At 71.2% G+C, this 12,893-nt stretch carries 13 protein-coding genes; 4 read left to right on the forward strand and 9 right to left on the reverse strand.

The features are described 5' to 3' along the window. From PCC79_RS14030 to PCC79_RS14060, 7 genes are all read right to left on the reverse strand, one after another. Entirely contained in the window at positions 1–423 is a 423-nt protein-coding gene (locus tag PCC79_RS14030) for a heat shock protein transcriptional repressor HspR (RefSeq protein WP_232550122.1), read from the reverse strand. A gap of 16 nt (positions 424–439) precedes the next feature. Then, positions 440–1,621 carry a molecular chaperone DnaJ gene (dnaJ, locus tag PCC79_RS14035; protein WP_232550123.1) on the reverse strand — a complete coding sequence of 394 codons (1,182 nt, stop codon included), beginning with the start codon at positions 1,619–1,621 and terminating at the stop codon, positions 440–442. Between the two features lie 19 nt (positions 1,622–1,640). Next, a complete protein-coding gene (gene grpE, locus PCC79_RS14040) occupies positions 1,641–2,153 on the reverse strand; it encodes a nucleotide exchange factor GrpE (protein ID WP_416046589.1) in 513 nt (170 codons plus the stop codon). A 225-nt stretch (positions 2,154–2,378) separates the two neighbouring features. Next, positions 2,379–4,247: a molecular chaperone DnaK gene (gene dnaK / locus PCC79_RS14045; protein WP_232550124.1), complete on the reverse strand. Its 1,869-nt coding sequence runs from the start codon at positions 4,245–4,247 to the stop codon at positions 2,379–2,381. A 132-nt stretch (positions 4,248–4,379) separates the two neighbouring features. Further along, positions 4,380–5,444: an ABC transporter ATP-binding protein gene (locus tag PCC79_RS14050; protein ID WP_232550125.1), complete on the reverse strand. Its 1,065-nt coding sequence runs from the start codon at positions 5,442–5,444 to the stop codon at positions 4,380–4,382. A gap of 1 nt (position 5,445) precedes the next feature. After that, a complete protein-coding gene (locus tag PCC79_RS14055) occupies positions 5,446–7,098 on the reverse strand; it encodes an ABC transporter permease (RefSeq protein WP_232550126.1) in 1,653 nt (550 codons plus the stop codon). A 9-nt stretch (positions 7,099–7,107) separates the two neighbouring features. Further along, positions 7,108–8,136, reverse strand: a complete 1,029-nt coding sequence (locus PCC79_RS14060) for an extracellular solute-binding protein (protein ID WP_232550127.1) — start codon at positions 8,134–8,136, stop codon at positions 7,108–7,110. A 182-nt stretch (positions 8,137–8,318) separates the two neighbouring features. On the opposite strand from PCC79_RS14060, the gene PCC79_RS14065 reads away from it, so the two are divergent. Both PCC79_RS14065 and PCC79_RS14070 read left to right on the forward strand, forming a co-directional pair. Further along, on the forward strand, positions 8,319–8,696 hold the full coding sequence (locus PCC79_RS14065) for an STAS/SEC14 domain-containing protein (RefSeq protein WP_232550128.1): 378 nt from the start codon (positions 8,319–8,321) through the stop codon (positions 8,694–8,696). After that, positions 8,681–10,102, forward strand: a complete 1,422-nt coding sequence (locus tag PCC79_RS14070; protein WP_232550129.1) for a dihydrolipoyl dehydrogenase family protein — start codon at positions 8,681–8,683, stop codon at positions 10,100–10,102. The genes PCC79_RS14065 and PCC79_RS14070 overlap by 16 nt, the downstream gene beginning before the upstream one ends. Before the next feature lie 25 nt (positions 10,103–10,127). Here PCC79_RS14070 and PCC79_RS14075 read toward each other — a convergent pair whose 3' ends face one another. Beyond that, the gene (locus tag PCC79_RS14075) at positions 10,128–10,691 is read right to left on the reverse strand and encodes a DinB family protein (protein ID WP_232550130.1); all 564 of its coding nucleotides are present in this window, start codon (positions 10,689–10,691) and stop codon (positions 10,128–10,130) included. A 73-nt stretch (positions 10,692–10,764) separates the two neighbouring features. Between PCC79_RS14075 and PCC79_RS14080 the strand changes: the two genes are divergently transcribed. After that, positions 10,765–10,992 carry a DUF2191 domain-containing protein gene (locus tag PCC79_RS14080; protein WP_232550131.1) on the forward strand — a complete coding sequence of 76 codons (228 nt, stop codon included), beginning with the start codon at positions 10,765–10,767 and terminating at the stop codon, positions 10,990–10,992. Next, positions 10,985–11,431: a TA system VapC family ribonuclease toxin gene (locus PCC79_RS14085; protein ID WP_232550132.1), complete on the forward strand. Its 447-nt coding sequence runs from the start codon at positions 10,985–10,987 to the stop codon at positions 11,429–11,431. Before PCC79_RS14080 ends, PCC79_RS14085 begins: the two co-directional genes overlap by 8 nt. Before the next feature lie 15 nt (positions 11,432–11,446). Here PCC79_RS14085 and PCC79_RS14090 read toward each other — a convergent pair whose 3' ends face one another. Then, positions 11,447–12,862: an alpha,alpha-trehalose-phosphate synthase (UDP-forming) gene (locus PCC79_RS14090; RefSeq protein WP_232550133.1), complete on the reverse strand. Its 1,416-nt coding sequence runs from the start codon at positions 12,860–12,862 to the stop codon at positions 11,447–11,449. Between the last annotated feature and the right edge of the window lie 31 nt (positions 12,863–12,893).

Raw genomic sequence — 12,893 nt, forward strand, 5'->3', positions numbered from 1 at the left:
TCAGCGGCCCGAGGTCAGCGCGCGCGGCGTCCGGGAGCGATACGTCCGCCCCAGGTGCACCTGGCCGGTGGAGGCGGCGGTGAACAACCGGGCACCCGGCGTCGTGGCACGCTCGGCCACGAGCCCCAGCAGGTGCGTGACCTGCTGCTGGGCGTCGTCCAACTGGGCCTCCAGGTCGAGGATTCGCCGGATGCCCTCCAGGTTGATCCCCTCGTCCTGCGAGAGGTGCTGGATGTGGCGCAGCTTGGCGATGTCCCGCAGCGAGTAGCGGCGGCCCCGCCCACGCGAGCGCTGGGGCACGACCAGCCCGAGCCGGTCGTAGCCGCGCAGCGTCTGCGGGTGCATGTCGGCGAGCCGGGCGGCGACGGTCACGGTGAACACCGGAGCGTCCACGTCCATCGTCGCGGGCAGGTGCTCGGTCATCGTCGCCCCCGAACCCTCAGCCGGCGAACAGGGACGCCCGCGGGTCGCCGGCACCCGCGGCGTCCGCGTACGCCTTGAGCGCGTCGCTGGCCTCGGAACTCAGCTGCGTGGGCACCTGGACGGCGACGGACACCAGCAGGTCGCCGTGCTGCCCGTTGCTCTTGCGGATGCCCTTGCCCCGGACGCGGAACGTGCGGCCATTCGGCGTCCCCGCGGGGATGCGCAGGCGCACCCGCGGGCCTCCGAGGGTGGGCACCTCGATCTGCGCGCCAAGCGCGGCCTCGGCGAACGTGACCGGCGCATCGAGGGTCAGGTTGTCGCCCTTGCGGCCGAACACCGGGTGGGCCCGGACGTTGACGAGCACGTAGAGATCGCCCGCCGCGCCGCCGTTCTCGCCGGCGCCGCCCTTGCCCTTGATGCGGATCCGCTGCCCGTCGTTGACGCCGGCGGGGACGCGGACCTGCATGGTGTTCGTCGAGCGCCCACGGCCGGAGCCACCGCATTCGGGGCAGGGATCCTCGACCACCAGGCCACGGCCGCGGCAGTCGGGGCAGGGCTCCGCGATGCTGAACCCGCCGGCCGACTGGGCCGACTTCATGCCGGAGCCCTGGCAGGTCGGGCACACCTTCGGCATCGTGCCCGAGCGGGCGCCGGTGCCCCGGCAGGCCGCGCAGGGGGCGTCCGAGACGGTCTGCATCTGCACCGTGGTGCCCTCGACCGCCTGGTTGAAGTCGATCGTGACCTCACCCTCGATGTCGGTGCCGCGGCGCGGGTTGCGGACGCCGCCGGTGCGCCGGGTCGTGGTGCCGCCGAACAGGTTGCCGAACAGGTCGGAGATGTTGGCGTCCCCGCCCGAGGCGTTGCGGAACAGGTCCTCCATGTTGACGCCGCCGGCGCCGCCGAAGTTGCCGGGACGTCCGGCCGCTCCTCCCCCGCCGGGGAAGCGGAAGCCGCCTGCGCCACCGAACAGGCTGCGCTGCTCGTCGTACTCCTTGCGCTTCGTGGCGTCCGACAACACGGAGTTCGCCTCGGAGATCTCCTTGAACCGCTTCTCGGCGGAGGCGTTGCCGGGGTTGGCGTCCGGGTGGTTCTCCCGCGCCAACTTCCGGAACGCCTTCTTGATCTCCTCGGGCTTGGCGTCCTTGGAGACGCCCAGGATCTTGTAGTAGTCCTTCTCGAGCCAGTCCTTGGTACTCATGGCGCCTCCTCTCGTTGGGTCAGGACGGGTCGGCCACGCCGACGCGGGCCGGGCGGATCACACGGTCGTTCAGCCTGGCGCCCTTCTGCATGACCGCCGACACCACGGTGACGTCGGTCTCCTCGGGGTAGGGCACGTGCATGAGCGCCTCGTGCAGGTTCGGGTCGAACGGCTCGCCGACCTCGCCGAACGTGGTCAGGCCGTACTTGTTGGTGACCTTCTCCAGCTCGTCGACGATCATCTTGAACCCGCCCCCGACCTCGTCGTGCTGCTTGGCCGCGGCGATGCCGTCCAACACGGGCAGCAGATCGGTGACGACCGCCTCAATGCCGCGCTGCTTGGCCACGTCACGGTCGCGGTCGACGCGTCGCTTGTAGTTGACATACTCGGCGTGCAGGCGCTGGAGGTCCGCGGTGCGCTCGGACGCCACCCGCTCCCAGTCGCTGGCACCCTCGGCCGGTGCGTCGGACGCCGCGGCGCGCTCCTGAGCACTGCCCTCGGTGGGGGCATCGGCGGACGCCTCGGCGTCCAGCGCCGACGCGTCGTCGGGCACCTCGTAGGACGGGGTCTCCGCTCCGTCGCCGACGGCCTCGCCGTCGGGCACCAGGTCGGGGTTCTCGTCGTGGTTGTCGCTCACGTCTCTCCTCATCGTCGCAGCCGTCGTCGCGCAGGGCTGCTGCCAGCGTAGGCCAGCGAGTGTGCCGGGGCCGGAGCCCCGACACACTCACCGGCGGGTGTCACACGGCCGGTGGCCGCGTCACTTGTTGTCGGTGTCCTCGTCGACGATCTCGGCGTCCACCACGTCGTCGTCGCCGGACGCCGGGGCGTCCTGGCCGTCCTCGGTGGTGTAGGCCTGGTCGTCGCCGGACGCCTGCTGGGACGCCTGGGCGGCCGCGTACATGGCCTGGCCCATCGCCGACGCCTTCTCGTTCAGGTCGGTCATCGCGGCCTTCACGTCGTCGTCGTTGTCGGTGCCCTTCAGCGCCTCCTGCAGCTTCTCGAGCGACTCCTGCACCGGGGCCTTGATGTCGTCGGTCAGCGTCTCCTCGTTGTCCTTCAGGAGCTTCTCGGTGCGGAACGCCAGGGCGTCCGCCTCGTTGCGCATCTCGACGGCCTCGCGGCGCTGACGGTCCTCGTCCGCGTGCGCCTCAGCGTCCTTCATCATGCGGTCGATGTCGTCCTTGCCGAGGGCCGAGCCGCCGGTGACGGTCATGGACTGCGCCTTGCCGGTCGCCATGTCCTTCGCGTTCACGTGGACGATGCCGTTGGCGTCGATGTCGAAGCCGACCTCGATCTGCGGCACGCCGCGCGGGGCGGGCATCAGGCCGGTCAGCTCGAAGTTGCCGAGCGACTTGTTGTCGCGGGCGAAGTCACGCTCGCCCTGGTAGACCTGGATCATCACGGAGGGCTGGTTGTCCTCCGCCGTGGTGAAGATCTCGGACCGCTTGGTCGGGATCGTCGTGTTGCGCTCGATGATCTTGGTCATGACGCCGCCCTTGGTCTCGATGCCGAGGCTCAGGGGGGTGACATCGAGCAGGAGCACGTCCTTGACCTCACCCTTCAGGACGCCTGCCTGCAGGCTCGCGCCCAGGGCCACGACCTCGTCGGGGTTCACGCCCTTGTTGGGCTCCTTGCCGCCGGTCAGCTCCTTCACCAGGTCGGCGACGGCCGGCATGCGGGTCGAGCCGCCGACGAGCAGCACGTGGTCGATCTTGTCGACGCTTGTGTTGGCGTCCTTGATGACGTTGTTGAACGGCGCGCGGCAGCGGTCGAGCAGATCCTGCGTCAGGCGCTGGAACTCGGCGCGCGTCAGCTTGAGGTCGAGGTGCAGCGGGCCCTCGGCGCCGGCCGTGATGTACGGCAGGTTGATGGAGGTCTCCTGCGCGGAGCTCAGCTCAATCTTGGCGCGCTCGGCGGCCTCCTGGAGGCGCTGGCGGGCCATCTTGTCCTTGGACAGGTCGACGCCGTTGGCGTTCTTGAACTGCGTGACCATCCAGTCGACGACCCGCTGGTCCCAGTCGTCGCCACCGAGGCGGTTGTCGCCCTTGGTGGCCTTGACCTCGAAGACGCCGTCGGCGATGTCGAGCAGCGACACGTCGAACGTGCCACCACCGAGGTCGAACACGAGCACGGTCTGTTCGATGTCACCCTTGTCGAGGCCGTAGGCCAGGGCGGCGGCGGTGGGCTCGTTGATGATGCGATCGACCTTCAGGCCCGCGATCTCGCCGGCCTCCTTGGTGGCCTGACGCTCGGCGTCGCCGAAGTACGCCGGCACGGTGATGACCGCGTTGGTGACAGACTCACCGAGGTAGGCCTCGGCGTCCCGCTTGAGCTTCATGAGCACGCGCGCGCTGATCTCCTGCGGCGTGTACTTCTTGCCGTCGATGTCGACGGACCAGTTGGTGCCCATGTGGCGCTTGACCGAACGGATCGTGCGGTCGACGTTGGTGACGGCCTGCCGCTTGGCGACCTCACCGACGAGGACCTCGCCGTTCTTGCTGAACGCGACGACGGACGGCGTCGTGCGGGCGCCCTCGGCGTTCGGGATGACGGTGGGCTCGCCGCCCTCGAGAACGGCGACGACAGAGTTGGTGGTGCCGAGGTCGATACCGACTGCACGGGCCATGGTGTGTTACCTCCGGTGTTCGTGGGAACTTCGTGGTTGAGCCTAGCAGACTCACCTGCGAAGTTGAGTTCACCAGACTCAACCTCGGGGCGGGTCAGGGTATTCCCGCCCCGGGCACTCCCGCAGCGTGGGTCACCCGGCGGTGCCGGCGACGTCCGGGTAGAACAGGGCTCGGCGCACCTCCGGGCGTACCCGGGCACCGACGACCGGACGCCCGTCGCTCTCGGCGCGCAGCCGAAGGCCGTGCCAGTCCACGATCACGTCGGAGGCGGTGCGTCCGTACAGGGAGCTGACGACCTCGGCCCTGCCCTCCTCCCCGCCGGGGGCGCCTTCGTGCAGCACGACGTCCCCGGGCAGCACGGCCAGGGTGCCGCTCCCCCGGCCTGGCCCCACCACGACGTCCCGCGCGAGGCGCAGCGGGTGCTCGTCGGCGACGAACCCGCTGTCGGTCAGCTCACCGGGCAGCAGCGTCGCGTCGGAGAGGAAGCCCGCGACGAACGGAGTGGCGGGTTCGTGCAGGAGCCGCTCGGGCGTGTCGACCTGGACGATCGCGCCGGCGTCCAGCACCGCGATGCGGTCGGCCAGGGCGAGCGCCTCGTCCCGGTCGTGGGTGACGTGGATCACCGTGAGGCCCAATTGCCGCGTGAGCGAGCGCAGCTCCACCCGCAGCTGGTCGCGCAGCGGTTCGTCGAGGGCGGAGAGCGCCTCGTCGAGCAGGAGCACCCGGGGCGTCGGCGCGAGGGCGCGGGCGAGCGCGACCCGTTGCCGTTGCCCGCCCGACAGCGTCGCCGGGTTGCGGTCGGCGTAGCCGTCGAGCCCCACCAGGGCCAGCACCTCGGTCACCCGCTCGCCGATCTCGGCGCGCGGACGGCGGGCCCGCCGGAGCGGGTAGGCGACGTTGGCGCCGACGCTCATGTGGGGCCAGATGGCGTGCTGCTGGAAGACCATGCCGAGCCGGCGCCCCTCGGGCGGGACTCCCGCGCCCGGCGAGGCGACGGGCTCGCCCCCGATGGCCACGGTGCCCCGGCTGGGCGCCAGGAACCCCGCGACGGTGCGCAGCAGCGTCGTCTTGCCCGACCCCGACGGGCCGACGAGGGCGACGAACTCGCCGTCGGCCACCTCGAGATCCACCCCCGTCAGGGCCGTGTGGCCGTCCGGGTAGGTGAGCCCCACTTCCGCGAGCGTGACGCCTGCCATGTCAGTTCCTCTCCCTCCCGGCCAGCAGGGCGATGCCCAGCAGCCCGACGATGGTGACCAGCAGCGAGAGCGCCGAGCTGGCGTTGTAGTTGCCCGCCTGCTGCAGGTCGAAGATGGCGACGCCCAGCGTCTGGGTGCCCGGGCTGCGCAGCAGGGCCGAGATCGTGAGCTCGCGCACGGCCGTGAGGAACACCATCGCACCGCCCGTGACGGCCGCGGGGATGGCCAGCCGCAACGCGATGTCGAACAGGGCCCGGGTCTGCGTCGCGCCCGAGGCCCGGGCCGCCTCCTCGAGCGTGACGGGGATGCCGCGCAGCGGCGCGGACACGGCCTGGACGACCAGGGCGAGGAACGCCATGACGTAGGCGACCAGGATCAGCCAGGGGGTGTTGAACAGCCCCAGCGTCGGGGCGACGATCAGCCAGCCGACCGCGATCACGGTGCCCGGGATCGCCTGGGGCAGGATGGCCAGGCCGTTGAGCAGGGCGTTGCCCCGTGCCCGCGTGCGCGTCGTGACGAGCCCCACCAGCAGGCCCAGGACGGCACAGATGGCCGCGGCGAGCCCGGCCAGCATCAGCGAGTTGCGCACCCCCACCTGCGTCGAGCGCAGCCCCAGGGCGCGGCCGAAGTTGTCCAACGTGAGGTGCTCCCAGGCCAGCGGCACCCCAGGGGCGGGCAGAACGGCCTGGGTGGCGAGCGCCACGATGGGCAGCACGGTGATCGCCAGGGCTGCGAGCCACGTGAGGGCCGACAGCGGAAGCCTAGCGCCCGCCAGATCCAGCCGGTGGCGCACCACGGCGGTGGAGTCCAGCTCCGTGTGCTGGCGGTTGACGCGGGCGTCCAGCAGCGCGGCCACGACGGCCATGGCCAGCAGGGCGACGCCGATGGTGGAGACCACGCTGAGCGGCGCGGCCACGGTGCCGGACTGGATGGAGCGGTAGATGAGGGTGGCGAGCGTGTAGTAGCGCTCGGGCAGGCCGATGATGGCCGGGATGCCGAAGTCGGCGAGGTTCGAGACGAACGTCAGGGTGAAGGACGCCACGAGGGCCGGGCGCAGCAGCGGGATCGTCACGTCACGCAGCGCCCCGACGCCGCTGGCGCCGGCGATCCTGGCCGCCTGCTCAAGATCGGACGGGATCCGCCGCAGAGCCGCACCGATGATCAGGTACGCCAGCGGGTAGGAGTGGACGGTGAGGAGGAAGATGATGCCGTCGGCGCCGTAGATGTTCCACAGCGGCGCCCCGAACCCATCGCTCCAGACGCGGTTGACCCCCATGGTCGGGCCGAAGACCCCCAGCCAGGCGATGGCGCCCACGAACGGGGGGATGAACATCGGGGAGAGGGCGAACAGGCGCAGCGCCGCGCGGCCGCGTAGGTCGGTGTGGTCCAGCACGATCGCGAGGTACGTGCCGACCGCGACGGCGCCGATCGCGGAGGCCAGCGACGTGACCACCGAGTTGCGGGCCGCAACGACGACGTCCTCGCTGCCGAGCAGGGCGAACTGGTCACCCTGGACCGCCAGGGCAACCATGGCCGCCAGCGGCGTCAGGACCACCCCTGCCGTCACCAACCACACGATCACGCGCACCCCGGTGAAGGAGTCGGCCCGCCACCCCCGTCGCGGGGCGGGCCGCACCGTCACGGCCGAACTCATGGGCGCGTCCTACTGGAACAGGCGGTTGAAGAGCTCGACGGCCTCCGTCCGCCGCTGCTGCACCTCGGCCAGGTCGAACTCCATCAGTTCCAGGTCGGCCATCGCCGGCGCGCCCTCGGGCGAGTCGACGTCGGTGCGGACCGGCAGGTAGTTCTGCTCGACGGCCAGCTGCTGCCCCTCCGAGGAGACCAGCCAGTCGGCGAAGGCCATGGCCGCGGCCTCGGCGTCCGTGTTCGCGAACACGCCCACCGGCTGGTAGACGTACGGGACGCCCTCGCTCGGGTAGGAGACGGCGATGGGGGAACCCGCGTCTGCGAGGTCGCGCACGAGATAGTCGACGACGATGCCCACCGGCTGCGCCCCCGACGCCACGGCCTGCGACACCGGCCCGTTGGAGTCGGCGATGACGGGCTGGTTCGCCGCCAGAGCCGTGAGCCAGGGCTCGCCCAGGTCGTCGTTGAGCAGCCACACGGCGGCGTTGAACGCGGCGGCACCGGAGACGTCCGGGTTCGGCATGACGATCTGGTCGCGGTACTGCGGGTCGGTGAGATCCTGCCACGACGCGGGTGCGGTGGTGATGGCCGTGGTGTTGTGGGCGATGACCGTCGGGATCACCCGGGTGCCGACGTAGAAACCCTCGGGGTCGACGACCTCCTCCAACAGCCCAGCGGTGTCGACATCCAGTTCCATGAGGAGGTCCTGGTCCTTGTAGTTCTCGAACGTGGGGGCGTCGGCGGCCAGCAGCACGTCGGCCTGCACCTCGCCCGTGGCCAGCTCCGACTCGATGCGCGCCGTGAGGTCGCCGGTTCCGGCCCGGAAGACGTCCACCGTCACGTCGGGATGGGTCTCGTTGAACGCGGCGATGAGTTCCTCGACCTTCGCCTGGGGCTCCGAGGTGTACAGGGTGATCGTGCCGGAGACGGCGTCCCCCGCCCCGTCGGTTGCCGCCGGGGACGCGGCGGGGGCGTCCCCACCCGCACAGGCGGACAGGCCGACCAGGGCCAGCCCGGCGAGGGAAACTGCGAACCTGCGCGACATGGAAGTCCTTTCGACACGGTGGGCGAGCCGCCCGGAGCGGATGCGTCTTGTTGACCGTAGGCACCCTGTGTGAACAGAAGATAACGCATCCCCGACGCCGACTAGGCTCCAGGGACCACCCCGGGCCGGGCGCCCCTGCCCCCAGACGGTCGGCCCCGGTGACCACCCGTGAGGAGAAGAGCATGGCTGAGCACGACCAGTTCCGGATCAGCACCGTCGAGGGCACCAACATCATCGATGTCGCCTACGCCGGCGGTCTGACCCGCGAGGACGAGGAGCAGCTCCACACCGTCCTCGACGCCCTCATCGCCGAGCACGGCTCGGTGCGCGTCCTGGCGCGCATCGGTCACATCGCGTGGTCGCGCATCGAGCCGGCCGCGGCCTGGCTGGACGCCAAGGGAGCCAAGTTCCTGCCCGACGTCGAGAAGGCCGCGCTGGTCAGCGAACCCGGGGCGCTCCAGGCACTGACGGGCCTCTCGGCCCAGGCGGCACCGGGCATCGCGTGGCGCTCCTTCGGCCCCGACGACGAAGAAGCCGCGCTCGCGTGGCTCCGTTCGTGAACCCGGCCATGACCGACACCTATGACGTCATCGTCATCGGCGGCGGGTCCGCCGGTGAGAACGCCGCCCAGTACGCCGTCGAGAAGACCGGCCTCACGTGCGCGCTCATCGAGGCCGAGCGGGTGGGCGGCGAGTGCTCCTTCTGGGCCTGCATGCCGAGCAAGGCGCTGCTGCGCCCGCTCGACGTGGCCGGCGCGGCCAACCACCTGGACGGCATCTCGTCGGTCACGGTGCAGCGTGACGCCCTCCTCGCGCGACGCGACACCTGGCGCAGCGATCTCGACGACTCCGGCCAGGTCGAGTGGGCCGAATCCCTCGGCATCGAGGTCGTCCGCGGCCGCGGTCGCTTGGCGGGCCAGCTTCGCGTCGACGTGGAGTCCGACGCCGGCGTCCGCCACCTGCGCGCGCGGCACGCGGTGGTGCTCGCCACCGGCAGCGAGCCGGTGATCCCGGACGACTGGGCAGCCGTCGACCCCTGGACGTCTCGGGACGCCACCGGCGTCACCGAGGTGCCGGGCAGCATCGCGATCATCGGCGGCGGCGTCGTGGCGTGCGAGGCTGCGACGTGGCTGAACGCCCTGGGCGCCGACGTCACGCTGCTCGTCCGCGGCGACCGGCTGCTCCAGCGCTTCGAGGAGTGTGCGTCGGACGCCGTCGCAGCCAGCCTCACCGAGGCCGGCGTCCGCCTCCGCTTCGGGGTGACCGCGTCGGAGCCCGAGCGCGACGCGCCGGACGCCGACCGCGCGGTGGGGCGTCCGCACGGTGGCCCGGTGAGCGTCACGATCGAGGGCGAGCGGGTGTCGTTCGACGAGGTGCTGGTGGCCACCGGACGCCGCCCCGCCGCCGGCGACCTGGGCCTGGCCGGCGTGGGCCTGGATCCCGACGACCTGGACGGCCGCACCCGGCTCGCCGACGGGCTGTACGCCGTGGGGGACGTGACCGGCGGCCCGCCGCTCACGCACTGGGGCAAGTACCAGGCGCGCCGCGTGGGCGAGGCGATCGCGGCGCGGGCGTCCGGCAAAGATCCGGGGCCGGTCGAGCCCGACGACGCCGTTCCGGTGCCGCAGGTCGTGTTCACCGACCCGCAGGTGGCCCAGGTGGGTGCGACCGCGGCGGAGGCTGCGGACGCGGGCCGGGAGGTGCGCGTCGTCGATGAGGAGATGAGCGCCGCGGCCGGCTTCGGCCTGCTGCGCGACGACGCGTCCGGCCACGCCCGGTTGGTGATCGAGGGCGACCGGATCATCGGGGCCACGTTCGTCGGCGCCGAGGTCGGGGAGCTGCTGCACGCCGCGACGATCGCGATCGTGGGCCGGGTGCCGCTGGCGACGCTGCGCGATGCCGTGCCCGCCTACCCCACCGCGAGCGAGATCTGGCTGCGCCTGGTCGAATCCGCCGTGCGGAGCTGATGCTGCGCCCCTCCCCCCGGGAGACTCACGCCGAATGGGCGTACAGGTCACGGAGCAGGGCGATCTCGGCGCCGTGGTGGATCAGCTCGCGGTTGATGTGGAGCACCAGCGTGATCCGGGGGGACTCGGCGTACTGGGGCGGCTCGGCGTCGCCGACCGGAACGGCCAGGTCGGCGTCGGACCAGGAGGCGATGCCGTCGCGCCAGCGGGCGTAGAGGTCGTCGAGCCGGGCGAGGGCGTCCGCGGCGGTCGAGGGGTAGTCGTAGCTGTCGTAGTCGCAGGGCTCACCGCCGAAGTGCCCGGCCAGCCGGGCGCCGAGCACGCCGACGAGGAGGTGGTTGAGCCGCCAGGCGATGGTCGTGACCGGGGCCGGATCCGGCTCGGGCCACGCCCAGTCGATGGTCCAGTCACCCGCGCCGGGCTGCATCTCCATCGTTGACTCCGCCTTGGGGCGCACGTTCCAGGCGCCGGCGACCGGCTCCCAGAGATACTCGTCGTCCGTCAGCCCGTCCAGCCGCGAACGCAGCTGACCGCGCCAGTGCCAGTCGATTTGCTCGACGAGTTCGTGGGTGAGATCGATCGAGGCCATGGCCCACCCTCGCACAGCAGCGCAGCGATGGGTATCCTGATGCGGTGATGATGTGATGCTATGCTGCGACGCCATGAGAACGACCTTGGAACTGTCCGATGACGTGATGGCCGTCGCGCGGGCCCTCGCCGCGGCGAAGGGGGTCTCCTTGGGCACGGCAGTCAGCGACCTCGCGCGCCAAGGCATCCAGCAGCGAACGGCCCCGACCGCAGACGTCTCGTACAGTCCGTTCCCCATCCTCATCGGCCCTCCTGGCCACGTGGTCACCGACGACCTCGTTGCCGAGCACCGGGATGACTAGAGCCACCCCCAGCTACCTGCTCGATGCCAATGTCCTCGTGGCCCTCTGCCTGAGCAACCACGTGCATCACCGCGATGCCCACGCCTTCCTGACCGGGGTGGAGGGCTGGGCCACGACGCCGCTCACCGAGGTCGCTCTCTACCGCCTCCTGCTCAATCCAGCGGTCGCAGGGAGACCCACGGCCGTGAGGGAGGTGGATGACGCCGTCCGGGGGTTCCGGAAGGACCCTCGATGGTCGTTCGTCCCGGACGCCTCCAGCCTCGCGTTCGCCGGCGTGGACGCCAGTGTGCTCGTAGGACACCGGCAGGCACCCGACCTCCATCTGCTCAACCTGGCGCGCAGCAACGACCTGATCCTTGCCACCTTCGACCGCGCGATGTCGGGCTGGCTGGTACCTGCCGACCGCCACCTCGTCCACCCCATCCCCGTGACGGTTTGAGTCAGAGGCGAAGGATCAGATCGCGTCGAGGTCGGCCAGGAACGTCTCGGCCCAGTGGTCGATGTCGTGCGTCGCGACCTGCTTGCGCAGGGCCCGCATGCGGCGCCGGGTCTCCTGCTTGCCCGCACGGCCGGCGGCCAGGATCGCCTCCTTCATGCCGTCGATGTCGTACGGGTTCACCTGCCAGGCCTGCTTGAGCTCGCGCGCCGCGCCGGCGAACTCGCTCAGCACCAGAGCGCCGTCGTTGTCGCTGCGGCAGGCCACGTACTCCTTGGCCACCAGGTTCATCCCGTCGCGCAGCGGCGTCACCACCATCACGTCCGCCGCCCGGTAGAGCGCCGCCATCTCATCGCGCGGGAAGCTCTGGTGCAGGTAGTGGATCGGGGGGCGTCCGAGCTGGCCGGAGTCGCCGTTGATGCGGCCCACGAGCAACTCGATGTCGTCGCGCAACCGCTTGTACTCCTCGACGCGCTCGCGCGAGGGCGTCGCCACCTGGACGAACACGACCTTCTCCGGGTCCAGCTCCCCGGAGGTGAACAGCTCGCCGAAGGCCCGCACCCGCTGGCGCAACCCCTTGGTGTAGTCGAGCCGATCGACACCGAGGAAGACGGTCTCGGCGGCCAGGTCCTCACGGATCTGCGCAGCCCGCTCCACCACCTCCGGGGAGTTCGCCAGGTCCTCGAACGCCTGCGTCGCGATCGAGATCGGGTAGGCGGCGGCCCGGCCCCGGCTGCCGTCCGGCCGGACGAACTCCTGCCGGTGGGTGTCCCAGCCGAGCCGGCGGCGGAGCAGGTTCAGGAAGTTGGTCGCGGCACCGGGCACCTGGAAGCCGACGAGATCGGCACCCGCCAGCCCCTCGAGCACGGCGCGGCGCCACGGAAGCTGCTGGAACAACTCCGAGGGGGGGAACGGAATGTGGAGGAAGAAGCCGATCCGCAGGTCGGGACGCATCTCGCGCAGCATCGAGGGCACCAACTGCAACTGGTAGTCCTGCACCCAGACCGTGCCGTTGTCGTCCGCTGCGGACGCGGCCGCCTCCGCGAAGCGGCGGTTGACGGCCACGTAGGCGTCCCACCACTCGCGATGGAACTCGGGGAACGCGACCGAGTCGTGGTACAGCGGCCAGAAGGTCGCGTTCGACATGCCCTCGTAGTACTCCTCCACCTCGCCGGCGGACAGGGCCACGGGGATCATGTCGATGCCGTCGTGGTGGAAGGGCTCCAGCTCCTCATCGGGTGCGCCATGCCAGCCGACCCACGCGCCGTCCTTGGCCTGCATGATCGGTACCAACGCCGTGACGAGCCCGCCCGGTGAAGTCTGCCAACCTGCCGAGCCGTCCGCGGCGGTGGTGCGTTCGACGGCCAGACGGTTGGCCACGACCACGAGGGCCGCCCGGGGGGTGTCGGTTCCGGCTTCGTTGCTCGTTGTCATCAGTGAACCTCCTGACGTCCAACCTAGCCCG

The sequence above is a fragment of the Propioniciclava soli genome, assembly GCF_038502305.1.
GTDB classification, from domain to species: Bacteria; Actinomycetota; Actinomycetes; order Propionibacteriales; family Propionibacteriaceae; genus Propioniciclava; species Propioniciclava soli.

Excerpts from the sequence above, each read along its gene's own strand:
- PCC79_RS14030 (WP_232550122.1), bottom strand. The coding sequence starts at position 423 with ATGACCGAGCACCTGCCCGCGACGATGGACGTGGACGCTCCGGTGTTC.
- dnaJ (WP_232550123.1), bottom strand. The coding sequence starts at position 1,621 with ATGAGTACCAAGGACTGGCTCGAGAAGGACTACTACAAGATCCTGGGC.
- dnaK (WP_232550124.1), bottom strand. The coding sequence starts at position 4,247 with ATGGCCCGTGCAGTCGGTATCGACCTCGGCACCACCAACTCTGTCGTC.
- PCC79_RS14050 (WP_232550125.1), bottom strand. The coding sequence starts at position 5,444 with ATGGCAGGCGTCACGCTCGCGGAAGTGGGGCTCACCTACCCGGACGGC.
- PCC79_RS14055 (WP_232550126.1), bottom strand. The coding sequence starts at position 7,098 with ATGAGTTCGGCCGTGACGGTGCGGCCCGCCCCGCGACGGGGGTGGCGG.
- PCC79_RS14060 (WP_232550127.1), bottom strand. The coding sequence starts at position 8,136 with ATGTCGCGCAGGTTCGCAGTTTCCCTCGCCGGGCTGGCCCTGGTCGGC.
- PCC79_RS14065 (WP_232550128.1), top strand. The coding sequence starts at position 8,319 with ATGGCTGAGCACGACCAGTTCCGGATCAGCACCGTCGAGGGCACCAAC.
- PCC79_RS14075 (WP_232550130.1), bottom strand. The coding sequence starts at position 10,691 with ATGGCCTCGATCGATCTCACCCACGAACTCGTCGAGCAAATCGACTGG.
- PCC79_RS14080 (WP_232550131.1), top strand. The coding sequence starts at position 10,765 with ATGAGAACGACCTTGGAACTGTCCGATGACGTGATGGCCGTCGCGCGG.
- PCC79_RS14085 (WP_232550132.1), top strand. The coding sequence starts at position 10,985 with ATGACTAGAGCCACCCCCAGCTACCTGCTCGATGCCAATGTCCTCGTG.
- PCC79_RS14090 (WP_232550133.1), bottom strand. The coding sequence starts at position 12,862 with ATGACAACGAGCAACGAAGCCGGAACCGACACCCCCCGGGCGGCCCTC.